This is a genomic window from Gilliamella sp. B3022, from assembly GCF_028751545.1.
Taxonomy (GTDB): domain Bacteria; phylum Pseudomonadota; class Gammaproteobacteria; order Enterobacterales; family Orbaceae; genus Gilliamella.
Genome location: NZ_CP071867.1, coordinates 1,395,619 through 1,422,060, shown reverse-complemented (window position 1 = coordinate 1,422,060; position 26,442 = coordinate 1,395,619). Strand labels below are relative to the sequence as shown.

Sequence of the window (26,442 nt, the reverse complement as noted above, 5' to 3'; positions counted from 1 at the left end):
TGTTATACATATCATTATGCTAAAAGCGTCAAGTATAATTTAAACCTTTATAAATTTTGGATTTGGACAATATTTTGGTGGTTTATGCTTTTTGGACGAGGCATTAGTTGGGGACGCGATTTTTTCCCTGATATTCCTCGTATTTATTACAAAATTATTGCTAGTATTATTATTGCAATACCATTGTTAAGTATCTTTTTACCCTCTATTCGTCAAGAGATAATTCGTCGATATAAATTTGAGATAATTCCCGTTTGGCACTTATTTTTTGCATTTCTTTTCTTAGGTATTGCTGATATTGCTGAACATAGACGTTTGGGATATGAATTTTTGGTTCTAGAGCCTGATCGAAAAGATCTCATTGAAGAATTGATGGAAATTCCATGTCTTTTAAGTCTAGCATTAACAACTTTCTATATGCAGAAAAATGAACAAAAGAGGTCAAATAAGTCATGTTAAGCTATCGGCATAGCTATCACGCAGGAAATCATGCAGATGTATTAAAACATATTGTATTAACATTATGTATCAATTCACTAAAAGAAAAAGAAAAACCTTTTTTATATTTAGATACACATTCTGGTGCGGGAAGATACTTGTTAAAAAGTGAGCACTCAGAAAAAACAGGTGAATATTTATCAGGTATTAATATGCTATGGCAACAATCTAATATACCTGAGCCTCTTGATACCTATCTATCTATAATAAAACGATATAATCCTTTTAGTGAATTAAAATATTATCCAGGTTCGCCTTTAATTGCTAAACAATTATTAAGACAACAAGACAAGCTTAATTTAACTGAATTACATCCTACAGATTATCCATTATTACGCCAGGAATTCAATAAAGATAAAAGAGCAAAGGTATTACGTGAAGATGGTTTTTTACAATTAAAATCCAAGCTACCACATGAGTTTCGACGTGGAATTATTTTAATTGATCCATCTTATGAAATCAAAGAAGATTATCAAATATTACCTAAAGCATTATTTGAAGCTTATAAACGTTTTGCAACGGGTGTTTATCTAATTTGGTATCCAGTTGTATCACGAACACAAACGCAAAAAATGATCGATAGTATTATTAAGTTGGGAATTAGACGAATTTCACAATTTGAATTAGCAATCAAACCAGATAATAATCAGAAAGGTATGACTGCATCTGGGATGTTGGTGATTAATCCACCTTGGAAATTACATGAACAAATGCAAACAATATTACCATGGTTGAAAAATATCTTAGATGTTGAGAGAACAGGTAGTATTATTGCTAAAGAGCTGGTTTCAGAATAGTATTAACTTTGTTGAAATGCGAGTGACGATCTCGCATTTTTAATATGGTTGGCTATAGTAGATTTCCTTTCTGTCACGATGTTTCATAAAACATCACGTTTAGATAAAATTAAGAAAAAAAATGACAAGAAAATAGATAAATCCATAAAATAACTGTTAATAACAGAGACATAAATACGGCAGCAGAACCATAGTCTTTCGCTCGTCCAGATAATTCATGTCTCTCACTACCGATCCGATCAACAACGCATTCAATAGCACTATTAAGTAATTCTACAATCATAACAAAACCTATTGAACCAAGTAATAAAATTCGTTCATAGATTGTGAAATCAATTATCATTACTGTCACATAAGCTACCAACAACAAAATTAGCTCTTGTCGAAATGCCGTTTCATATTTAATTGCAGATTTAAAGCCTTTTAAAGAATACTTTGTAGCATTAACAATGCGCTGTAATCCTGTCGATTTTTCCATTATAAATTCCAGATTTAAATTTATCTCACATAACCATAGTTCATTAATCGTTGAAATCTTCTTTCAAGTAAAGTCGATAAATCCATATTTTCAAGTTCATCTAAATCGCTAATCAATTGTTTTTTCAATGATGCAGCTACTTTAGAGTAATCACGATGAGCTCCACCTAGTGGTTCAGGTACAATCGCATCAATAAGATTTAGTTTAAGTAATTTATCAGCGGTCATGTTCATGGCTTCAGCTGCAACGGATGCTTTATCAGCACTTTTCCATAAAATAGATGCGCAACCTTCGGGCGAGATAACCGAATAAGTACTATATTGCATCATGTTAACTTTATCTGCTACGCCAATTGCAAGTGCACCTCCAGACCCTCCTTCACCAATAACAGTACAAATTGTAGGTACTTTTAAACGTGACATTTCTCTTAAATTTCTGGCAATAGCCTCAGCTTGACCTCTTTCTTCAGCACCAATCCCAGGATATGCACCAGGAGTATCAATAAAAGTAATAATAGGTAATTTAAAACGCTCAGCTAATTGCATTAGCCTTAATGCTTTACGATATCCTTCTGGAGCAGGCATACCAAAGTTACGATATATCTTTTGTTTGGTTTCTCGTCCTTTTTGATGACCGATAACCATAACCGCACGTTCATCAATACGAGCGATACCTCCAACTATTGCTTTATCATCAGCATATGCGCGATCGCCTGCCAACTCATCAAAATCAGTGAAAATTTCTTTTATATAATCTAATGTATAAGGTCTATTGGGATGTCTAGCTAATTGTGCTACATCCCAAGGTGATAGATTTGCAAATATTTTTTTAGTTAACTCGCGGCTTTTTCGATTTAATTGTTTAATCTCCTTATCTAAATTTAAATCTAATTCTACTTGTTGCGAATCAATGTTCTTTAAGGAATTAATTTTTGCTTCTAATTCCGCTATCGGCTTTTCAAATTCCAAAAAATTGTTCATAACGCTTATGATTGCCTCTTGTTTTATTTGTATTTCCTAAAAAATACATCATTAACTACAGTATACTGACTATTTCTTAAGATAAAATTAAGTCAATTCTACTATGTAATAGTTATTGAAGTCACCAATATTTATATCAATTTACTTCAATTATTCAAAAATAAAGTCACTAGTTTTTAATAATAGTGACTTTATTGATCCAATATTTTAAATCAATAATGCTCAATTGATAGGTAATTATGTATCAAATTCAAATTCAATACGATCGTTACCAAGCAATGTTTTTAATTCAACAATTAGAGCATCTTCTGGTATTATTCGCCATGTAGTACCAAATTGAATACGTACTACAGAATCTTCACGATGATAATATAAATTTACAGGTACACTTCCATGGCGATAAGGCTCAAAAACTTGTTGTAATCGTTGTAGTATTGAACGATTAGTTTCAATTTCAGTTAATGTAATAGCAAGGCCTTTTACATATTTTGCTCTAGCATCTTTTAAATCTACAATATCTCGGACTGACATTTTTAGTCCACCATTGAAATCATCATGACTAACTTGTCCTGACACTATGAGAATTTTATCTTTTACAAGTAGATGCCCAAATTTTTCTAAAGAATCGGTAAACAGCATGCCATCAATACGACCAGAACGATCATCTAAGGTAAACAAACCAATTTTATTACCCTTTTTAGTTATCCTAACTCTAGCATCTGCAACTATACCTGCAAAGGTTGCGAGTTTTCCCCAACCAGTTGGAGAAGCTTCACTTATCCTTAACCCACCAGAATAACGATTTAATTCTTTTAAATACTGAGTTACTGGATGGCCTGTTAAATATAGTCCTAATGCTTCTCGCTCACCATCTAATAAAACTTGAGCAGGCAATTCGGGAACGGAGGCATAAGCATGTTCAACTTGCTCAGGCTCTTCGGCTAAAACACCGAACATATCTTCTTGACCTATATCTTGTGCTTTCGCATATTGATCTGCAGCTTGCATGGCATCATTAATACTATGTAAAATCGCCGCTCGATGTGGTCCTAATTTGTCAAAAGCTCCAGCCATAGTTAACTTTTCAAGTACACGGCGATTGATTTTCTTCATGTCTGTTCTGGCACAAAGTTCAAAGATATTTTTAAAATATCCACCGCTGTTACGAGCCTCAACAATGGCTTCAATTGGTCCTTCACCAACCCCTTTTATAGCACCTATACCATAAACAATCTCACCTTTATCATTCACATGAAAATGGTAAAGACCACTATTAATATCAGGAGGATTAACTTTTAATCCCATTCTTAAACATTCATCAACTAAACCAACAATTTTATCAGTATTATCCATATCCGCAGTCATCACTGCTGCCATAAATTCAGCTGGATAGTGCGTTTTTAACCATAATGTTTGATAGGAAACCAATGCATAAGCAGCAGAATGTGATTTATTAAAACCATAACCAGCAAACTTTTCAACTAAATCGAATATCCGCATTGCTAGTTCACCGTCAACACCTTGTTTTTCGGCTCCTTCTTTAAAGACAGATCGCTGTTTAGCCATTTCTTCAGGTTTTTTCTTACCCATAGCTCGACGCAATAAATCTGCACCACCTAAAGTATAACCGGATAAGGTTTGAGCTATCTGCATAACTTGTTCTTGATATAAAATAATACCATAGGTTGGTTCTAGTATTGGCTTTAATGATTCATGTTGATATTTTATATCAGGATAAGAAACGTCTTCCCGACCATGCTTACGATCGATAAAATTATCTACCATGCCAGACTGTAGTGGTCCAGGACGAAATAGTGCTACTAACGCTATCATATCCTCAAAACAGTCTGGTTTTAAACGCCGAATTAAATCTTTCATTCCTCTAGATTCCAGCTGAAATACCGCTGTGGTTTCGGCTTTTAGCAACAACTCAAAGGATTTTTGATCATCAAGTTCTATGCGATTGATATCAACTGGTGGTTGACCATTTTTTAACTGACGTTCATTAATCATTTTAATTGCCCAATTGATAATGGTTAATGTACGCAGTCCTAAAAAGTCAAATTTTACCAGTCCAGCATATTCAACATCATTTTTATCAAACTGCGTTACTGGATGATTTCCTTCTGGATCACAATAAATTGGTGCAAAATCAGTAATCTTAGTCGGTGAAATCACTACTCCACCAGCATGTTTACCCGCATTTCGTGTTACACCTTCTAATTGGCGGGCAATGTCGATTAATGATTTAACATCTTCATTATTATCATATAAATCTTGAAGCTGAGGTTCAATTTCAAAAGCTTTTGCCAGTGTCATCCCTGGATCAAGTGGAATTAACTTAGAAATACGATCAACAAATCCATAAGGGTGTCCAAGTACTCGACCGACATCACGTATTACCGCTTTAGCTGCCATCGTACCAAAAGTAATGATTTGTGAAACAGCATCTCGACCATACATATCAGCAACATGATCAATAACCAGATCACGTTTTTCCATACAAAAATCGACATCAAAGTCAGGCATTGAAATCCGTTCAGGATTTAAGAAACGTTCAAATAGCAAATCAAAAGCTAATGGATCTAAATCAGTAATTTTTAAAGCATAAGCAACGAGAGAGCCTGCGCCCGATCCTCGACCCGGTCCAACAGGAATATCATTATCTTTTGACCATTGAATAAATTCCATAACTATCAGAAAGTATCCTGGAAATCCCATCTGATTGATGACATTTAATTCTGTCTCTAGTCGTTTATCATATTCCGATCTTCTTTGATTTCTTGTTTCAGGATCGGGAAAAAGAAATTCAAGTCTTTCTTCTAAACCTATGAGTGATTTATGGACTAAAAACTCTTCAGTTGACATATCTCCTGTCGGAAATTTGGGTAAGAAGTATTCGCCAAGTCGAATTGTAACATTGCATCGTTTTGCTATTTCAACGCTATTTTCCAAAGCTTCAGGGATATCCGAAAATAGTTCACACATCTCTTGTTCACTACGAAGATACTGTTGAGATGAGTAGTTTTTAGGTCGATTAGGATCTTCAAGAGTATTACCATCATGAATGGCTACACGAATTTCATGAGCTTCAAAATCTGATGATTTTAAAAATCTGACATCATTGGTAGCAACAACAGGTAATTGATGTTGTTCGGCAAGTTTTACGGCAGTATGAATGAATAATTCTTCATTAAGACGCCCTGTACGTACCAGTTCAAAATAAAAATGATTAGAAAAATTTTGAAAATAGAAATTGATTCCATTATCAATGATTGTTTGATTATTACGAGTGATACCAATGCCAATATCACTTTCTCTTCCTGCTAAAACAATTAATCCTGCTCTATGCTCAACCAACCATTGTTGATCTACTACTGGCATATCGCCAATATAACCTCGCTGATAAGCTTTAGAAATTAATAAAGTAAGATTTTGATATCCTTCATTAGTTGCAGCTAATAATGTTAACTGATAAATGTCATCTGTTAATTGCGGGTTTTTAATAACTAAATCCGCACCAATAATAGGTTTAATTCCTTTGGACATTGCTGAACCATAAAATTTAACCAATCCGCAAAGATTTGTAAAATCAGTGATCGCAAAAGCTGGCATCTGCAATTTGCTCACTTCACTAACTAAAGTATCCACTTTAGCAATTCCATCAATCATGGAAAAATCGCTATGTAAATGCAGATGAATAAACTTGGGGTCTGCCATAATTACCGGAAATAAAAATGATATAAAATTGATTGGCATTATAACACAAGCAAGATGAATATTCTTATCCTGTTTACATGCTCAACTTCAAACAAGTTTGCAATAATAAAAACTCTTGTACACAAAATCAACGACAGCACTCTTAATTGTAGATAGGATAATCGAAAATAGATTATTTAATGTATTTTAAGACATAACCCTTCTGCATTTATTGCTTTTATTTCGGCAGATAATGTATTTAAGTTAGCTTCAACAAGTAAGTTATAGATCGACTCCTCTTAAACACAACATAATGCATCCATTTTCATCAAGTATTCATCACAAATATCAATTTGACCTATTTCTGCAAGGATTGTTGATAATCCAATCAACTCATAAAGTTATAAAAGATTTCAATCATTTCTAAATCGCTGTCAATCGTCATTAAAATAGCGAAATACCTATTGCTACATTTGCTTTTGTATTATGCCAATAATCATGTATTGCTTCTAATGCAGTAAAACCATTATAAATTGCATGACTACAGATAATCCGCCACTTTCAAACCCAAGACCTGGAAAGCATATTTGTTTCAATGATATGTTTTAATACAAGAGTCATTAAATTTTATTCACAAGCATCTTTTACTTGTGCACCATCTTTTAATAATATATCAAACAAAATTGTTCTAATGGAAAAACAGTAAAAGTTCCAGGTCGTTCTCTCATATTTGCGGATATATTTTTTGAAAATCTTCTGCTTCAAACCCTGTTGCTATTGCATCGCCTATTCTAACCACTAAACGTCGCGTTGGTACCTTAGCTATAACATTTGAATCAACTAAAATTAAATCTGGATTTCCAGATAATACAAAATATTGTTTAAAATAATAATTAATTTAAAAATAATCAACAAAGCAGTATATGGTGCATCTGTTGTAACCAAAGTTCGTGCAACGACACAAGAATAACTGAGTTTTTCAGCTAAAGCTTTAGCTGTATTACTGGCTTTTTCCCTCCAGTATCACTAGTACATTTTAATTTTACCTTATAATGAATTATCCATCACATCAGCTAAATTTTTATATTCAGAAGGGTTTTCAACTAATAATACTTTTTCCAATCCTTGCTTATTTCTGCTTTAAGCCCTTCTCTAATGCATTAAAGCCTTGTATATAGCAGTTTTGGTAATAGTGCAGCAGCAATCATAATAGCAGCAGTTATAAAGGATAAAATAAAATTCCCCACACATAACAATGTCATTTTTAATTAAAAAGGTGAAACGTATAGATTGCATCTTATTACCTTGCAACATACACTTTGACTTTCATTAGCGATTGATGCGTTAAATAATTTGGAAAAATGGGATACACCGCATATTTTTGATTAAATAATTTTAACCATTATTAGGCAGCAATATAGAAAAGAGTTTCTTACTCCCATCACGATTTATCGTGATGGGAAAGCAAAATAGAATTAGATTTTTTTAAATAACACTGAACCATTGGTTCCACCGAAACCAAATGAGTTGCAAAGTGCATAATCCAAATTCTTAACTTGACGAGCGGTATGAGGTACATAATCAAGATCACAACCTTCATCTGGATTATCCAGATTAATAGTTGGTGGTATAGCTTGATCACGTAATGCCAGCACAGTAAAAATTGACTCAACAGCACCCGCTGCACCAAGTAAATGACCAATCATAGACTTAGTTGAACTAACCATCACTTTATTAGCATTTTCTTTAAAAATACTTTTAACCGCTTGCGTTTCAGCTTTATCACCAGCTGGTGTTGATGTACCATGAGCATTAATATATCCTACTTGATCAGGAGTTATACCTGCATCACGAAGTGCACATTTCATAGCTAACGCTGCACCGCTACCATCCGCTGGTGGTGAGGTCATGTGATATGCATCACCACTCATACCAAATCCAACTAATTCCGCGTAGATTTTAGCACCGCGTTTTTTGGCATGTTCATATTCTTCTAAGAACATAATGCCCGCACCATCACCAAGCACAAAACCATCTCGATCTTTATCCCATGGTCGACTTGCACCTTTAGGATTATCATTGTTTGTAGATAATGCACGAGCCGCACCAAATCCACCAATACCAAGTGGAGTACTTGCTTTTTCCCCACCGCCGGCTAACATTGCATCAGCATCACCATAGGCAATCATACGAGCAGCATGCCCTATATTATGAACACCAGAGGAGCAAGCTGTAGCAATAGTAATACTTGGACCTTTTAATCCGTAAATAATAGATAAGTGACCAGCAATCATATTAACAATTGTAGATGGAACAAAAAACGGGCTAATTTTTCTTGGTCCACCATTGACTAATGCACTGTGATTTTCTTCAATTAATCCAAGTCCACCAATACCTGAACCAATAGCACAACCAATACGTTCTGCATTTTCTTCCGTTATTTCAATACCCGCATCTTGCATTGCTTGTATACCTGCAGCAATACCATATTGGATAAAATAATCCATTTTACGCGCATCTTTACGTGAAATATTATAATCTTCGCCATCAAAGTTCTTTACCATAGCGGCGAAGCGCGTTGCGAAAGGGGCTGTATCAAAGTGTTCTATGAGTTCAACACCACTTTGACCAGCTAAAAGTGCTTGCCAAGTGGATTCAACTGTATTACCGACTGGAGATATCACGCCCATTCCTGTAACAACAACTCTGCGTTTAGACACATTGTCCTCCAGAAAAGGATTGAAATGAAATTTGAATCATTGAAAATTTTATTTTAAGTTTTCGTTGAATATTCTTAAATTAAAAAATAAAGATAAGAATACAAACTAGGCGATCATTTGACCGCCTATTGTGAAAACTCTGCAATCTTATTGATTTGCAGTAATATAATCAATTGCTGATTGAACAGTTGTAATTTTTTCAGCTTCTTCATCAGGAATTTCAGTATCAAATTCTTCTTCCAAAGCCATAACTAGTTCAACTGTATCAAGAGAGTCAGCACCAAGGTCTTCAACGAAAGAAGATTCATTTTTAACTTCTTCCTCTTTCACACCAAGTTGCTCAACAATAATTTTCTTAACTCGCTCTTCAATAGTACTCATACTCTTTTTTTTCCTATAAAAATCGCCGAAAGTGGCGGTGAATGTAAGTTTATAAAATGTTGAAAAAGATGCAAATCATTTTTCAACCCAATTGCTTATTTTTTAAGCCAAATGTTAAAATATTGGCTTATTTTACACTATTTTAATCAATTACACCATATACATGCCTCCATTGACATGTAAAGTTTCACCAGTAATATAAGATGCTTCATCTGATGCTAAAAATGCAACTGCATTTGCAATTTCAGTTGGTTCACCTAAACGTCCAGCAGGAACTTGTGCCAATGTTAACGCTTTTTGTTCATCTGTTAGAGTTGCTGTCATATCAGTTGCAATAAAACCTGGAGCAACAACATTAACGGTAATGCCTCTTGAGGCCACCTCACGTGCGAGTGATTTACTAAAGCCAATTAGTCCTGCTTTAGCCGCAGCATAATTAGCCTGTCCAGCATTACCCATAGTGCCAACTACTGAGCCAATTGTTATAATTCTGCCATAACGCTTTTTCATCATTGTACGCATTAAAGCTTTAGATAAACGGAAAACAGAAGTTAAATTTGTATCTAAAATGTCTTGCCATTCCTCTTCTTTCATGCGCATTAATAAATTATCACGAGTAATGCCAGCGTTATTAACTAATATATCAATATCACCAAATTCCGTTTTAATTGTATTAATTACTGATTCAATAGATCCTTCATCGGTCACATTTAGTGCTAAACCTTTACCTTTAGTGCCTAAATAGTCACTTATGGCTTGAGCACCTTTTTCGGTTGTTGCAGTTCCAATAACGGTTGCGCCACAAGCAACAAGTTTTTCTGCAATAGCTTTACCAATGCCGCGACTCGCGCCAGTGACTAAAGCAATTTTTCCTGATAGGTTCATACTCACCTCTTTTTATCTTTTATTTAGTAATTTCTAATGCGGCATCTAATGAAGCTTTATCATTAACAGCACAGCCAGACAACGTGTCAACAATACGTTTAGTTAGACCTGTTAATACTTTACCCGGCCCTATTTCAACTAACAATGTTACGCCTTGATTAGCCATTTTTTCAACTGTTTCAGTCCAACGTACTGGACTATAAAGCTGGGCTGTTAAAGCTGCTTTAATATTATCAGCGACTGATTCAACTTTGACATCAACATTGTTAATCACTGCAAATTTCGGTGTATTAAATGTAATGCTATTTAAGGTTGATGCTAATTTATCCGCCGCTGGCTTCATTAAATCACAATGTGAAGGTACACTCACTGCAAGAGGTAGTGCTCGTTTAGCTCCAGCCTCTTTACATAAAACACCTGCTCGCTCAACCGCTTCTTTATTACCTGCAATAACGACTTGACCAGGAGAATTAAAATTTACCGGCGCAACAACTTGCCCCTGTGCCGCTTGTTCGCATGCATGGCGAATCAAGTCATTATCTAACCCAATAATTGCATACATAGCGCCGGTACCGCTTGGCACCGCTTCTTGCATTAATTTTCCGCGCAATTCAACAAGTTTAATTGCATCTTTAAAATCAATCACACCCGAACAAACTAAAGCTGAATATTCACCTAAACTATGTCCAGCCATAAAATCAGGTTCAGGGCCATTTTCTCCTTGCCATACTTTGTATATAGCTACAGATGAGGCAAGTAATGCTGGTTGTGTATGCCAGGTTTTATTTAATTCTTCCGCTGGACCAGCTTGTATTAGAGCCCATAAATCATAACCGAGTACCTCTGAAGCTTCAGCAAAAGTTGATTTCACAATTGGAAAATTGTCAGCAAGATCTTTTAACATGCCTACAGTCTGTGAACCTTGTCCTGGAAATACCATTGCAAATTTAGTCATTATTAAATCCTTGATTATTGAAATAAATCATAAATTAAAATCTAATTAGTGCAGAACCCCAAACAAAGCCACCACCAAAAGCTTCTAATAAAATTAGTTGGCCTCGTTGAATTCGCCCATCTCGTACACCTGCGTCTAAAGCACAAGGAACAGAAGCCGCGGAAGTATTACCCTGTTTATCTAATGTAACAATGACTTTACTCATATCCATATCTAAACGTTTTGCTGTTGCTGAAATAATTCTTAAATTAGCTTGATGTGGAACCAACCAATCAAGATCTGCCTTATTAAATGAATTTTCCATTAAAAGCTCATCAACTAAATTTGAAAGCTCTTTAACAGCAACTTTAAACACTTCATTACCATGCATAGTCATATAAACGGGATCATTCATATTACGACGATCAACATATGGATACTTTAACAAGTCGCCATAACGCCCATCAGCATGAAGATGTGAAGCAATAATACCCGGTTCATCTGATGCTCCAACAACAACCGCTCCGGCACCATCACCAAAAATAATAATGGTTCCTCGGTCATTTGGATCAACGCCCCGTGTTAACATATCTGAACCAACGACTAATGCATATTTAACTGCACCACTTTTAATGTATTTATCCACTATATCAAGTGCATAAACAAATCCTGAGCATGCAGCTGACACATCAAATGCAACGACATCATCAATATCTAGTTTAGCTTGTAATTCTGTTGCAGAACTTGGAAAAGCGTTAACTGAAGTTGCTGTTGCAACAATAATCATGCCAATATCATTTTTATTGATATTTGCCATATCTATTGCATTTATAGCTGCTTCATAAGCCATACTTGTAACGGTTTCGTTTGGATCAGCAATGCGTCTTTCTTTAATACCAGTGCGCGTGGTTATCCACTCGTCGCTAGTATCGACCATTTTTTCAAGATCAGCATTAGTTCTTATCTGTTTTGGAAGATAACTTCCTGTTCCTAAAATCTTTGTATACATCTAATTATTCGCTCTTGGGTAATGCGGAAGAAAGGCTCATTGCAATCTTCTCTGGTATATTTGTTTGTATCGCCAAAATAGCTTGTTCAATTGCTGCAAAAAATGATTTTTGATTGGCACTACCGTGACTTTTAATTACAATACTTCGGAGTCCAAGCAAACAAGCGCCATTATAGCGTCCAGGATCTAAATAACCAAAATTTTTTGTAATCGTCTTTTGAAGCCATTTACTTAATAGTTTTATAAAAAATGAATGGCGACCTAAAGATAATTTAAATGAGGACATAAAAATTTTAATTAATCCTTCTACAGTTTTCAGTGTCACATTACCGACAAAACCATCACAAACTAATACATCTGTTTTACCAGTTAATAGCTCATTACCTTCTAAATAACCAATATAATTAATTTGATCATTAGCTTTTAAAATCTCTGCCGCTGCTCGGATTTTATCTAAACCTTTAATATCTTCTTCACCAATATTTAGTAATGCAACTCGAGGATGATCTATCTTAAGCACTGTTTTTGCCAGGATTTCACCCATTATTGCAAATTGTACCAACATATCACTATCACATTGCGCATTAGCTCCGAGATCTAATACTACAGTATTTTGATTATTTAAAGCCGGAATTGTGGCTACTAAAGCAGGTCGATCAATTCCTGTTAATGAATGTAATAACAGCTTTGATAGTCCCATTAAGGCCCCTGTATTACCTGCACTTACACATGCTTGAACTTTGTTATCTTTAACAAGTTCCAATGCTATTCGCATAGATGAGCCTTGACTATGACGAATTGCATATGAGGGTTTCATGTCATTAGCAATTACTGAACTTGATTCAACCAAAGTTAGTCTACCATTTGATTGATATTGAGTGATAAGTTGAGAATTTTCTTTAGACAAAAAGAAATTAACTTCTGTGGGATCGCCGACCAGAAATAAAGAAAGGTTTGGATAACAATTTAGTGCTTGTATTGCTGCAGGAACAACAATACGAGGACCGAAGTCCCCGCTCATAGCATCTAACGCAATGGTTAGATTATCCAAAATGTCACCTGAGAATTTCTAATTAAATAGTAATTATTTAGAAATCACTTTACGACCACGATAATAACCATCAGCGGTTACGTGATGACGTAAATGAGTTTTACCTGATTCATCAACTGAGATATTAGCAACAGTTAATGCATCATGAGAACGACGCATACCACGTTTTGCACGAGTTTTACGATTCTGTTGAACAGCCATGGATTTACCCCTTATTCTTTAAACTAACTAAAATTGCAAATGGATTTGGTTTTTCATTCTCAGTAGGAATGTCACCAAATACCATATCTGCCTCTGACACTTCGCAGTGTTTACTATAATGTACCGGCGCAATTGGCAACGAAAGAATAATTTCGTCTTCAAGTAACGCTAATATATCTACTTCGCCGAACTCGTTCATCAGAACAGGCTCATAATGTTCCGGTAGAGTCTCTGCTTGAGCATCGCTCTTAACAGGACTAAATTTATTCATCACATGAACTTCAGTGATAAAAGGTTTAAAACAACGTTGACAAATCAACTCTAACGTCATTTTTGCATCAATTGTGATAACACAAAGTTTTTGCTCATCAAAATAAAAAGATAAGCTACATGTAATATCACTTTTCGGATAATCAACCCTAGTTATAGCTTGAACAGGATAATATCCAACGTAATCAAGCCGTTTTTGCGCTGCTTTAATAGGATCAATTATTAATGGCAATTTATTTAGCATAAGATATATGTATCTACCTTAAAATTTTATTCAGTATAGCTAAAAACTACACAATGCCGTAAGGCGCGCATATTACCTGTAAATCATGATTTCGTCAATGGGCGTAAATAAGATAATTTGTTTTAATTATTGATTATTACTTCAATATTTATTCTTATTTATATAATTTCGTTCATGTCAAAAATATTATCGCTTAACTGAATTTTTTTGTTAAATACCAAATTTAAGTTGGTCATTATTTATATGAAAACAGAATGTAATAAGGGAAAAACGATGACTTTTAATAACAAAGAAAAAGTATTCATTAGAGAATAAGGCTCCTTAAAAAACTCATTTATTATTACCAACTCCCAGATGCCCCACCGCCACCACTGCGTCCACCGCCACCACCACCAAATCCACCTCCTGATCCGCCTCCAAATCCACCAAAGCCGCCCCCACCTCGACGGTTATTACTACCACCATTACGACCTCCGGCTGACAAAATACCACTTAAAATGGTACTTGTTACAAAAGCTAAAAATAATACTGGTAATACCATATTTATGGGATATCCATGCCATAATGTGAATCCCCCAACAGAGAGACCATTGAGCAATCCGGTTCCTAAACTTCGTTTAGCGCTAACTTTATTAAATAATAAATTTGCAATAAAAAAACACATAAAGAAAGAAACTAATCCATAATTAATAAGCTGTGAGCCAAACTCGCTAGCAAGCAAAGTATTAAGATTCTGCTCTTTTTCATCACCGAAATCTGAAGCTGAAGTATCTATTTTTTCTTTTAATACTGATAATGCATTATCAATGCCTTGATAATAGTTATTTTGCTTAAATTGTGGCACTAATTGTTCACGAATAATATGGTTTGCAACTAAATCGGTTATTGTTCCTTCGAAGCCATAACCAACTTCAATACGCATCAGTTTATCATCTTTAACGATCAATAATAAAATACCATTATCAAGCCCTTTCTTGCCAATTTTCCATTGTATAAATACTCGATCTGCATATTGTTCAATCGTTTCATTATCAAGTTTAGCTATCATTAATACGGCAATTTGTGCTCCATCTGTTCTTGGCTTTTCAAATTCAAGTAAACTTGATTCTAAAGTATTTACTTGTGAAGATGTCAATGTATTAGTTGTATCAATAACACGTTGATTAAAAGAGGGGATGTCAGTTAGCCCATAACTAAGCCAACTAAACATTAATAAAAAACTAAGTAAGAAATAATTTTTCATTATACCTATTGCCCAAAATTGACAGATGGCGCATTAGATATTTGTTGTTCATTTTCAACAGTAAATTGTTGTTTTGGTTGTTGTCCTATTATGTCTGCAATCCATTTCGTTGGTAATTTGCGAATATAACTGTTAAAACTTTGAACTGTTTGAATGTATCTTCCTCTTGCAACAGTAATACGATTTTCCGTACCTTCAAGTTGACTCATTAAATCTTGATAAAGTGTATTAGCTTTAAGATCAGGATAATTTTCACTTACTGCAATTAATCGACTTAATGCAGAGCTTAATTCAGATTGTGCTTGTTGGAATTTTGAAAATAAAGCTGAATCACTAAGTTGATCAGAATTAATTTGAATTGAACCAACTTTAGCTCTAGCATCGGTCACTTGAATTAATACGTCTTTTTCATGAGAAGCGTAACCTTTTACAGTGTTCACTAAATTAGGGACCAAATCGGCACGCCTTTTATATTGATTAACAACTTCAGACCATGAAGCGGCTACAGCTTCATCTTGGTTTTGAATATTGTTATAGTCCTTAAAAAAAATAAAAGCCCCAATAATAACTAGTACAATAATAATTAATAAAGATTTTGATTTCATTGTAAGTCCTTATAAATAATTTAATTCATTGATAAATTAATAAATTATGTATAGTAAATATGTTATTTAAGAACTATATATTTTGCTATTTTACTTAGTAAAATAACTTGCTATTAACAACAAATAGATACAAATTTGATGGAAAATAATACAGATATCAGAAAATTATAAAGATAAGACGTTAAAAAATAATTTCAGGTGAACTATTAAGTATTTAATTATATCGGGTAATGATATTTATCAACTAAACTTACATTGCTCACTATTTATTAAATATTATATCTTTATTTATCAAATTTGCGAAGTATAATCCTAATTATTGATGAAATATACATCGCAATATTATTTATTAAAATTAATTCAGATAAATTTATTAAATTATCTTATTTTTATAATTTTTTGATTATAAAATTGTTTCAAAGCATTCTAATTGTGCTGGCTCAAAATAAATATCTTTATTATTTGATCGATTATTTGTGTTGCGATGGGTATGTTGAAAATGTTCAGAATTAACCCAAGCATCAAAATCTTCTTTAGATTCCCACTCAGTATATGAAGAGAATAACGTATAATTTTCTTCACTTTTTCCTTGTAATAAGTAAAAACGATTAAATCCGTTCATTTCTTTTAAATGACTATCACGATTACGCCATATTTCAATAAATGTATTTTCACTCCCACGTTTAATCTTAAAACGATTCATTACAATAAACATACAAATCTCCTTTTGCATTTTAAATATTTGACAAAAAAATAGCACGCCTATGCGTGCTATTTATATTCTAGCCTTTCACAAAGCTATTGCTGTTCTTCTGCTGAGTTAAGTAATTCAGCTAAGTTAGCTGTTGCTTCTTCTGCAGAAATTGTTGTTTGAATATCATCAGTCGATGGCATTGCTCGTTTACGCATACGTTCTTTATGATAAGCATAACCAGTACCAGCTGGAATTAATCGACCAACAATTACATTTTCTTTTAAGCCACGTAATTCATCATTTTTACCAGCAACTGCTGCTTCGGTTAATACGCGCGTAGTTTCTTGGAACGACGCCGCAGATATAAACGATTCAGTCGTTAGTGATGCTTTAGTAATACCAAGCAGATCGTGTAAGTAAACAATAGGTTCTTTTCCTTGCGCTTCAAGTTCACGGTTAATAATCTTCAAGCGTGAAACCTCAAGCTGTTCCCCATCAAGTAAACGAGAACTGCCTGGATGAATAACCGTTGCTTTACGTAACATCTGACGAACGATAACTTCAATATGTTTATCGTTGATCTTTACACCTTGTAGACGATAAACTTCCTGCACTTCGTTAACAATGTAACGTGTAACCGCATTTACACCACGTAAACGTAGAATATCGTGAGCTGATTCAGGACCATCCGAAATCACATCGCCACGACCAACTTGTTCACCTTCAAATACGTTAAGTTGACGCCATTTAGGAATCATCTCTTCATATGGCTCACTACCATCTAATGGTGTAATAATTAATCGACGTTTACCTTTGGTTTCTTTACCAAATGAGATAATACCATCAATTTCAGCAAGTATAGCAGGTTCTTTCGGTTTACGAGCTTCAAACAAGTCAGCAACACGTGGTAAACCACCTGTAATATCTTTGGTACCAACAGATGCCTGTGGAATACGAGCAAGTGTATCACCAATATTGATTTCAGCTCCATCTTCTAATTGAACTAACGCTTTACCTGGTAAGAAGTATTGTGCAAGCATTTCAGTGCCAGCGACATAAATATCATCACCTTTGGCATCCACAATTTTGATTGCTGGACGTAGATCTTTACCTACACCAGTCCGCTCAGCCACATCTAATATCGCTATAGATGATAAACCTGTTAACTCATCTGTTTGACGCGTAATAGTTTGACCATCAACCATATCAACAAAACGTACGAAACCTTTTGCTTCAGAGATAACTGGCATAGTATGTGGATCCCAGTTCGCAATTGTTTCACCAGCTTCAACTGCTGAACCATTACCTTTACTTAAAATCGAACCGTAAGGAACTTTGTAGGTTTCTTTCATTCGACCTAATTCATCGATAATCGTTAATTCAGCATTACGTGAAGTAATTACTAATTTCTTATCTGGATTAGTCACAAACTTCGCATTAGTTAATTTAATGCTACCTTTGTTTTTAACTTGAACACTTGATTCTGCTGCTGCTCGAGATGCTGCACCACCGATATGGAATGTACGCATGGTTAACTGTGTACCCGGTTCACCGATTGACTGAGCCGCGATAACACCGATTGCTTCACCTTTGTTAACCAAATGACCACGAGCTAGATCACGACCATAGCATTTTGCACAAACACCAAAATCAGTATCGCATGAAACTACTGAACGTACTTTCACACTATCAACAGATTCAGCTTCTAGTAAATCACAATAGCTTTCATCTAGCAGTGTATTGCGAGGAATTAAGATATCCGCGCCACCTGGTTTTAATACATCTTCAGCTGTTACACGACCTAATACGCGTTCACGTAGTGGCTCTTTAACATCACCACCTTCAATTACTGGTGTCATTACTACACCTTCTAACGTACCGCAATCATCTTCAATAACTACTAAATCTTGAGCTACGTCAACTAAACGGCGTGTTAAGTAACCTGAGTTCGCAGTTTTTAAGGCGGTATCAGCAAGACCTTTACGTGCACCATGGGTAGAAATAAAGTACTGAAGTACGTTTAATCCTTCACGGAAGTTTGCCGTAATTGGTGTTTCGATAATTGAACCATCTGGTTTCGCCATCAAACCACGCATACCAGCTAACTGACGAATCTGAGCTGCAGAACCACGAGCACCAGAGTCAGCCATCATATAGATACTGTTGAAAGAAGATTGAACCTCTTCTTCACCATCACGATTAATGACTTTTTCTGTGGATAAGTTATCCATCATCGCTTTAGCGACACGCTCATTAGCTGCGGCCCAAATATCGATAACTTTGTTATAACGTTCACCAGCAGTAACTAAACCTGATTGGAACTGTTCTTGAATTTCAGCAACTTCAATTTCTGCTTCGTTGATGATTTGTAATTTCTTCGCAGGAATTTCCATATCATCAATACCAACTGAAACACCTGAACGAGCTGCATAAGCAAAACCTGTATACATTACTTGGTCAGCTAAAATTACAGTTTCTTTCATACCTAATTGGCGATAACAAATATTTAAAATTCGTGAAATCGCTTTTTTACCTAGTGGTTGATTAATAACTGAGAAGCTCATACCTTTAGGCATAATTAACCATAAAATAGCACGACCAACTGTAGTATCAACCACAGAAGTTGTATCTTCCCACTCACCAATACTATTACGGTGGCTTTCAGTAATACGTACTTTAACTTTAGCATGTAGCTCAACAAGACCTAAGCGATACAGTTTTTCTGCTTCTTTAGGTCCGGTTAAAATCATGCCTTCCCCTTTCGCATTAATTTTATCACGAGTCATGTAGTAAAGACCTAATACCACGTCCTGAGAAGGAACAATGATAGGCTCACCACTCGCAGGCGAAAGAATGTTGTTGGTTGACATCATTAACGCACGCGCTTCTAATTGAGCTTCTAACGTTAATGGTACGTGAACCGCCATTTGGTCACCATCGAAGTCAGCATTGAATGCCGCACAAACTAATGGATGTAATTGGATCGCTTTACCTTCAATTAGGATAGGTTCAAATGCCTGAATACCTAATCGGTGAAGTGTTGGTGCACGGTTTAGTAATACCGGATGTTCACGGATAACTTCATCTAAGATATCCCAAACAATTGCATCTTCACGTTCAACCATTTTCTTGGCTGCTTTAATGGTAGTTGCATAACCACGGCGTTCTAATTTTCCGTAAATAAATGGTTTGAATAATTCAAGTGCCATTTTTTTCGGTAAACCACATTGGTGTAAACGTAAATATGGACCTACAGTAATTACTGAACGTCCTGAATAGTCAACACGTTTACCTAATAGGTTTTGACGGAAACGACCTTGCTTACCTTTAATCATGTCAGCAAGTGATTTTAAAGGGCGTTTGTTTGATCCTGTAATTGCACGACCACGACGACCATTATCTAATAATGCATCAACCGATTCTTGTAGCATACGTTTTTCGTTACGTACGATAATATCTGGCGCAGCCAAATCTAATAAACGTTTTAAACGGTTATTACGGTTGATTACACGACGATAAAGATCATTTAAATCTGATGTTGCAAAACGTCCACCATCAAGTGGTACTAATGGGCGCAAATCAGGTGGTAATACTGGTAATACATTTAAAATCATCCATTCAGGTTTATTTTCTGATTGAATAAATGCTTCAATGATCTTAATACGTTTAGTTAATTTTTTACGTTTAGTTTCAGAATTCGTTGTTGCTAATTCGTCACGTAGTGCTTCGCATTCTGCTTGAACATCTATGTTACGTAATAATTCTTGGATAGCTTCTGCACCCATACGTGCATCGAACTCATCACCAAATTCTTCTAACGCATCTAAATACTGTTCTTCAGTTAAAATCTGACCACGTTCTAAATTGGTCATACCACCATCAAGAACCATAAATGATTCAAAATAAAGCACACGTTCAATATCACGTAGAGGCATATCAAGTAGTAAACCAATACGAGATGGTAATGATTTTAAAAACCAAATATGTGCAGTTGGAGAAGCAAGCTCAATGTGACCCATACGTTCACGACGTACTTTAGCTTGAGTGACTTCTACACCACATTTTTCACAAATTACACCACGGTGTTTTAAACGTTTATATTTTCCACATAAACATTCATAATCTTTCACTGGCCCAAAAATACGAGCACAAAACAATCCATCACGTTCAGGTTTAAACGTACGATAATTGATTGTTTCAGGTTTTTTGACTTCACCAAAAGACCATGAACGAATCATATCAGGAGAGGCAAGACCTATCTTGATAGCGTCAAAATCTTCAGTTTTAGTTTGTGCTTTTAGAAACTTTAGTAAGTCTTTCACAATTGACTCCTATGGAGTTAAATCAATTAGATAACTTATTATTGCTAATAAGTTATCCCTATAAATAGAAATCATTTGAACTAGAGAAGGTTACTCTTCGTCTAACTCGATATTAATACCTAACGAACGAATCTCTTTTAACAATACATTGAATGATTCTGGTATCGCAGGTTCCATACGATGATCACCATCTACAATATTTTTGTACATTTTAGTACGGCCGTTCACGTCATCTGACTTGACTGTTAACATTTCTTGTAAAGTATAAGCAGCACCATATGCCTCAAGTGCCCATACTTCCATCTCACCGAAACGTTGACCGCCGAATTGAGCTTTACCACCCAATGGTTGTTGAGTAACCAGACTGTATGAACCAGTAGAACGAGCATGCATTTTGTCATCAACTAAGTGATTTAATTTGAGCATATACATGTAACCAACGGTTACAGGACGTTCAAATTGCTCACCTGTACGGCCATCATACAGCGTAATTTGCCCTGACGTTGGTAAGTCACCAAGTTCAAGTAACGCCTTAATTTCTTGCTCTTTAGCACCATCAAATACTGGTGTAGCAAGTGGCATGCCATTACGTAAGTTTTGTGCCAGTGTCATGACTTCTTGATCAGTAAATTCTGCAACATTAACTTTTTGTGCAGCACCTAAGCCAAGATCATACGCTTTTTGGATAAATTCGCGTAATTTAGCTAATTCTTGCTGTTCTTTTAGCATTGCATCGATCTTCTGACCAATACCTTTAGCCGCCATACCTAAGTGAGTTTCAAGGATCTGTCCGATATTCATACGAGACGGAACACCCAATGGATTTAGTACGATATCAACAGGACGACCTTTGTCATCATATGGCATATCCTCAATTGGATTAATTTTAGAAATAACCCCTTTGTTACCATGACGACCTGCCATCTTATCACCAGGCTGGATTTGACGTTTAACAGCTAAGTAAACTTTAACAATTTTTAACACCCCAGGTTGTAAATCATCACCTTGAGTGATCTTCATGCGTTTAGCTTCAAGTTTTTTGTTAAATTCTGCTTTGATTTCTTCGTGCTGTTCTGCAAGCTGCTCTAATTGAGCTTGTTTCTCTTCATTTGCAATACCAATTGTTAACCACTTTTCACGTGGTAACACATCTAATTTATCAGCTTTAATACCACCAGCAATTAATACATCACGGATACGAGCAAACAAAGCAGCTTCTAAAATGTTAAGTTCTTCAGTTAAATCTTTACGTGCTTGTTTTAATTGCATATCTTCAATTTCAAGTGCACGTTTATCTTTTTGCACCCCATCACGCGTAAAGACTTGAACATCAATTACTGTACCAGAAACACCATTTGGTACACGTAAAGAAGTATCTTTAACATCAGACGCTTTTTCACCAAAAATCGCACGTAGTAGTTTTTCTTCCGGAGTTAATTGAGTTTCACCTTTTGGTGTCACCTTACCAACCAGAATATCACCGCCTTTAACTTCAGCACCGATATAAACAATACCTGATTCATCCAGTTTAGAAAGGGCTGCTTCACCTACATTTGGAATATCAGCAGTAATTTCTTCTGCACCAAGTTTAGTATCACGAGATACGCAAGAAAGTTCTTGAATATGAATCGAAGTAAAACGGTCATCTTGTACCACTTTTTCAGAGACTAAAATGGAATCCTCAAAGTTATAACCATTCCATGGCATGAATGCCACGCGCATGTTTTGACCTAATGCTAATTCACCTAGATCAGTTGATGGACCATCAGCAAGAACATCACCTCGCTCAACTTTTTCTCCTAATTCCACACATGGAATTTGATTGATACAAGTATTTTGGTTAGAACGGGTATATTTAGTTAAGTTATAAATATCAATACCGGTTTCGCCAGCGTACATTTCATCATCGTTAACATTAATTACAATGCGTGATGCATCAACATACTGAACGGTACCTCCACGACGAGCTACTGCCGTTACACCAGAGTCAACCGCTACAGCCCTTTCCATACCAGTACCAACAAATGGTTTTTCCGCTTTTAATGTCGGTACCGCTTGACGTTGCATGTTCGCACCCATTAAGGCACGGTTCGCATCATCATGCTCTAAGAATGGAATTAATGAAGCACCAACCGATACGATTTGCTGAGTTGATACGTCCATATAATGAACTTGTTCAGGACTATATAAACCAGACTCACCATTTAAACGGCAAGTCACTAAATCTTCTTTGAAACGTCCGTCTTCATCAAGATTCGAGTTAGCCTGAGCAATAACAAATTCGCTCTCATCAATCGCTGATAAATAATTAATTTCATCAGTTACAATACCATCAATCACACGGCGATATGGAGTTTCTAAAAAGCCATACTCATTAGTGCGAGAATAAACTGCTAATGAGTTAATCAAACCAATGTTCGGACCTTCAGGTGTTTCAATCGGGCACACACGACCGTAATGGGTAGGATGTACGTCACGAACTTCAAATCCTGCACGTTCACGAGTTAAACCACCTGGACCTAATGCTGAAATACGACGTTTGTGAGTAATTTCAGATAATGGATTGTTTTGATCCATAAACTGAGATAATTGACTAGAACCAAAGAACTCACGGATTGCAGCTGAGATCGGTTTAGCATTGATCATATCTTGTGGCATAAGTGAATCTAGATCGCCTAAAGATAAACGTTCTTTAACAGCACGCTCTACACGTACTAAACCAATACGGAATTGGTTTTCTGCCATTTCACCAACGCTACGAATACGACGATTACCTAAATGATCAATATCATCAACTTCACCATGACCGTTACGAATGCCGATTAATTTCTTCATTACGTCAACGATATCATCTTTTGTCAAGACGCTTTCGCCTTCGATATCTTCACGACCTAAAGAACGATTAAATTTCATTCTACCCACAGCTGACAAATCATAACGCTCATCAGAGAAGAATAAATTATCAAATAATGCTTCAGCCGCTTCTTTTGTTGGTGGTTCACCAGGGCGCATCATACGATAAATTTCAACTAATGCACCTAATCGATCACGAGTTGAATCAACATTTAAAGTTTCAGAAATAAATGGTCCATGATCAAGATCATTTGTAAATAATGTTTCGATCTTTCTATGACCAGCATTAGTTAATTCAAGCAATAACTCTAATGAAATTGGTGTATTAGCAAAAGCAATAACTTCACCTGTCGCTTCATTGACATAATTTTTAGCTAGAACTTTATTAACTATATATTCAACAGGTACGTCAATTTTAGTAACGTTATCTTTGTCCAATTCACGTATATGACGAGCCGTAATACGACGACCTTTTTCAGCATAAACTTTACCTTTTGATTCGATATCAAAAAGAGCTGTTTCACCACGTAAACGTTCAGGAACAAGATCCATTTTCAGTTTGGATTTGCCCACTTCAAAAATAGTTTTTTCGAAGAAAATATCTAGAATCTCTTCTGTTTCATAACCTAAGGCACGTAAAATAATTGTTGCTGGAAGTTTACGACGACGGTCAATACGGGCAAAAAGATTATCTTTTGGATCAAATTCAAAATCAAGCCAAGAGCCACGATAAGGAATAATCCGAGCATTATATAAAACTTTACCAGAAGAGTGTGTTTTACCTTTATCACTATCAAAGAACACACCAGGACTACGATGTAATTGTGATACGATTACACGTTCTGTACCGTTGATCACAAACGTACCATTATCCGTCATTAAAGGAATTTCGCCCATGTAGACGTCTTGCTCTTTAATATCTTTTACTGTTCCTTCTGGCGCATCTTTATCATAAATAACTAAACGTAATTTTACGCGCAACGGTGCTGAGTAAGTGATTCCCCTAATTTGACATTCTTTAACATCAAACACAGGTTCGCCCATTTTAAAGCTCACGTATTGTAACTCAGCGTTACCACTATAACTTTTTATCGGAAATATTGAACGGAATGCGGCTTCTAAGCCATATTGACCTTCTGGATCTTGCTCAATAAATTTCTGGAACGAATCAAGTTGAATAGAAAGAAGATACGGTATATCCAAGACTTGTGGACGCTTACCAAAATTCTTACGAATTCGTTTTTTCTCGGTATAAGAGTAAACCATTAGTTCCTCAACTTGCTTATCTGCTATTTTAGCATGATTAAATATTCATCAGGGGGTACTACCTTCAAATAATAACGCCTGACACCTCATCGAAAATATCTTTAAATATCAATTGATTAGGCTTAGAAAATATACAATTTCTTTATTACTTTTTATTGATAATCTTCAAATAAAATTCTTTGACTTTTTACAGCGCAAAAAGGCTGGAGGTAAAAAACCCCCAGCCATTTAGGTTGCTATCGATAAACTTATTTAAGTTCGACAACCGCACCAGATTCTTCAAGTGCCTTTTTAAGTTCATCTGCATCAGCTTTGCTAACGCCTTCTTTAACAGTTGCTGGAGCTGATTCAACAAGATCTTTAGCTTCTTTCAAGCCTAAACCTGTTGCACCACGAACTGCTTTGATAACAGCTACTTTGTTAGCACCAACTTCTTTTAAGATTACATCAAATTCAGTTTTCTCTTCTGCTGCTTCAGCTGGACCAGCTGCTGCAACTGCCACAGCTGCTGCTGCAGAAACGCCAAATTTTTCTTCCATCATTGATACAAGTTCAACAACGTCCATTACAGACATTTCGGCAACTGCATCTAAAATTTGTTCTTTAGTGATAGACATAATATAGTTTCCCAAATTTACAATTTTTATTAATTAATAAAGTTCACAATCATACTGCGATTAAGCAGCTTCTTTTTGATCGCGAACTGCTGCAAGAGTACGAACCAATTTGCCAGCTGCGGCTTCTTTCATGGTTGACATCAAGCGTGCTAATGCTTCTTCATAAGTAGGTAATGTTGCTAAGCGATCAATATTCGCTGCAGTAATCAACTCACCTTCAAAGGCTGCGGCTTTAATCTCAAATTTATCATTTTCTTTAGCAAACGCTTTAAAAATACGCGCTGCAGCACCTGGGTGCTCATTTGAAAATGCAATTAGAGTTGGACCAACAAACGTATCTTTTAAACACTCGTATTGAGTTCCCTCAACAACTCGGCGTAAAAGCGTATTACGAACAACACGCATATAAACACCAGCTTCACGAGCAGACTTACGTAATGCAGTCATTTTTTCTACAGTTACGCCACGAGAATCAGCAACAACTGCAGAAAGCGCACCTTTGGCGATTTCGTTAACTTCAGCAACAATTTCTTGTTTATTTTGAAGATTTAGTGCCATTGGTATTGCTCCTGGATTAAACTAGGCAAAGCCTAGACTGATTTTAACTAGCTACACATGTAGCTAGCATAACCACGATGAGCAGAATCCCTCTATTATATCTATCAGGCTCTGTCACCGTCTACGTAGGAAAATTA

The 26,442-nt window shown here is 35.6% G+C and carries 20 protein-coding genes; 2 read left to right on the top strand and 18 right to left on the bottom strand.

Features of this window, described 5'->3' with window-relative positions; translation table 11 throughout:
* The first annotated feature begins 84 nt into the window (after window positions 1-84).
* Both J4T76_RS06415 and J4T76_RS06410 read left to right on the top strand, forming a co-directional pair.
* Window positions 85-459 carry a hypothetical protein gene (locus tag J4T76_RS06415; protein ID WP_267341281.1) on the top strand — a complete coding sequence of 125 codons (375 nt, stop codon included), beginning with the start codon at window positions 85-87 and terminating at the stop codon, window positions 457-459.
* Window positions 453-1,295 (top strand): 23S rRNA (adenine(2030)-N(6))-methyltransferase RlmJ, encoded by an 843-nt coding sequence (locus J4T76_RS06410; RefSeq protein WP_267341280.1) that lies wholly within the window; start codon window positions 453-455, stop codon window positions 1,293-1,295. The genes J4T76_RS06415 and J4T76_RS06410 overlap by 7 nt, the downstream gene beginning before the upstream one ends.
* A gap of 109 nt (window positions 1,296-1,404) precedes the next feature.
* Here J4T76_RS06410 and J4T76_RS06405 read toward each other — a convergent pair whose 3' ends face one another.
* From J4T76_RS06405 to rplJ, 18 genes are all read right to left on the bottom strand, one after another.
* The gene (locus J4T76_RS06405; RefSeq protein WP_267341279.1) at window positions 1,405-1,773 is read right to left on the bottom strand and encodes a diacylglycerol kinase; all 369 of its coding nucleotides are present in this window, start codon (window positions 1,771-1,773) and stop codon (window positions 1,405-1,407) included.
* A gap of 20 nt (window positions 1,774-1,793) precedes the next feature.
* Window positions 1,794-2,753 carry an acetyl-CoA carboxylase carboxyl transferase subunit alpha gene (accA, locus tag J4T76_RS06400; protein WP_267341278.1) on the bottom strand — a complete coding sequence of 320 codons (960 nt, stop codon included), beginning with the start codon at window positions 2,751-2,753 and terminating at the stop codon, window positions 1,794-1,796.
* Window positions 2,754-2,990: 237 nt separating this feature from the next.
* Window positions 2,991-6,473, bottom strand: a complete 3,483-nt coding sequence (gene dnaE, locus J4T76_RS06395; protein WP_267356029.1) for a DNA polymerase III subunit alpha — start codon at window positions 6,471-6,473, stop codon at window positions 2,991-2,993.
* Window positions 6,474-7,927: 1,454 nt separating this feature from the next.
* The gene (fabF, locus tag J4T76_RS06390; RefSeq protein ID WP_267341276.1) at window positions 7,928-9,172 is read right to left on the bottom strand and encodes a beta-ketoacyl-ACP synthase II; all 1,245 of its coding nucleotides are present in this window, start codon (window positions 9,170-9,172) and stop codon (window positions 7,928-7,930) included.
* 147 nt (window positions 9,173-9,319) lie between these two features.
* Window positions 9,320-9,553, bottom strand: a complete 234-nt coding sequence (gene acpP, locus J4T76_RS06385; RefSeq protein WP_034948180.1) for an acyl carrier protein — start codon at window positions 9,551-9,553, stop codon at window positions 9,320-9,322.
* Between the two features lie 150 nt (window positions 9,554-9,703).
* Window positions 9,704-10,438, bottom strand: coding sequence for a 3-oxoacyl-ACP reductase FabG (fabG, locus tag J4T76_RS06380; protein WP_267341275.1), 735 nt, complete (start codon window positions 10,436-10,438; stop codon window positions 9,704-9,706).
* A 19-nt stretch (window positions 10,439-10,457) separates the two neighbouring features.
* Window positions 10,458-11,393, bottom strand: a complete 936-nt coding sequence (gene fabD, locus J4T76_RS06375; protein ID WP_267341274.1) for an ACP S-malonyltransferase — start codon at window positions 11,391-11,393, stop codon at window positions 10,458-10,460.
* Between the two features lie 34 nt (window positions 11,394-11,427).
* A complete protein-coding gene (locus J4T76_RS06370; protein ID WP_267341273.1) occupies window positions 11,428-12,381 on the bottom strand; it encodes a beta-ketoacyl-ACP synthase III in 954 nt (317 codons plus the stop codon).
* 4 nt (window positions 12,382-12,385) lie between these two features.
* The gene (plsX, locus tag J4T76_RS06365; protein ID WP_267341272.1) at window positions 12,386-13,432 is read right to left on the bottom strand and encodes a phosphate acyltransferase PlsX; all 1,047 of its coding nucleotides are present in this window, start codon (window positions 13,430-13,432) and stop codon (window positions 12,386-12,388) included.
* Window positions 13,433-13,465: 33 nt separating this feature from the next.
* A complete protein-coding gene (rpmF, locus tag J4T76_RS06360) occupies window positions 13,466-13,633 on the bottom strand; it encodes a 50S ribosomal protein L32 (RefSeq protein ID WP_025316508.1) in 168 nt (55 codons plus the stop codon).
* Between the two features lie 4 nt (window positions 13,634-13,637).
* The gene (yceD, locus tag J4T76_RS06355; protein WP_267354962.1) at window positions 13,638-14,147 is read right to left on the bottom strand and encodes a 23S rRNA accumulation protein YceD; all 510 of its coding nucleotides are present in this window, start codon (window positions 14,145-14,147) and stop codon (window positions 13,638-13,640) included.
* Between the two features lie 340 nt (window positions 14,148-14,487).
* Window positions 14,488-15,390 (bottom strand): TPM domain-containing protein, encoded by a 903-nt coding sequence (locus tag J4T76_RS06350; protein WP_267356031.1) that lies wholly within the window; start codon window positions 15,388-15,390, stop codon window positions 14,488-14,490.
* A 5-nt stretch (window positions 15,391-15,395) separates the two neighbouring features.
* Window positions 15,396-15,995: a LemA family protein gene (locus J4T76_RS06345; protein WP_267341267.1), complete on the bottom strand. Its 600-nt coding sequence runs from the start codon at window positions 15,993-15,995 to the stop codon at window positions 15,396-15,398.
* A 403-nt stretch (window positions 15,996-16,398) separates the two neighbouring features.
* The gene (locus J4T76_RS06340; protein ID WP_267354966.1) at window positions 16,399-16,710 is read right to left on the bottom strand and encodes an antibiotic biosynthesis monooxygenase family protein; all 312 of its coding nucleotides are present in this window, start codon (window positions 16,708-16,710) and stop codon (window positions 16,399-16,401) included.
* A gap of 83 nt (window positions 16,711-16,793) precedes the next feature.
* Entirely contained in the window at window positions 16,794-21,011 is a 4,218-nt protein-coding gene (rpoC, locus tag J4T76_RS06335; RefSeq protein WP_267341265.1) for a DNA-directed RNA polymerase subunit beta', read from the bottom strand.
* 90 nt (window positions 21,012-21,101) lie between these two features.
* Window positions 21,102-25,130: a DNA-directed RNA polymerase subunit beta gene (gene rpoB, locus J4T76_RS06330; RefSeq protein ID WP_267341264.1), complete on the bottom strand. Its 4,029-nt coding sequence runs from the start codon at window positions 25,128-25,130 to the stop codon at window positions 21,102-21,104.
* 248 nt (window positions 25,131-25,378) lie between these two features.
* Complete coding sequence (gene rplL, locus J4T76_RS06325) at window positions 25,379-25,747, bottom strand: 50S ribosomal protein L7/L12 (RefSeq protein WP_025316515.1); 369 nt, start codon at window positions 25,745-25,747, stop codon at window positions 25,379-25,381.
* Between the two features lie 60 nt (window positions 25,748-25,807).
* Window positions 25,808-26,305 (bottom strand): 50S ribosomal protein L10, encoded by a 498-nt coding sequence (gene rplJ / locus J4T76_RS06320; RefSeq protein ID WP_025316516.1) that lies wholly within the window; start codon window positions 26,303-26,305, stop codon window positions 25,808-25,810.
* Between the last annotated feature and the right edge of the window lie 137 nt (window positions 26,306-26,442).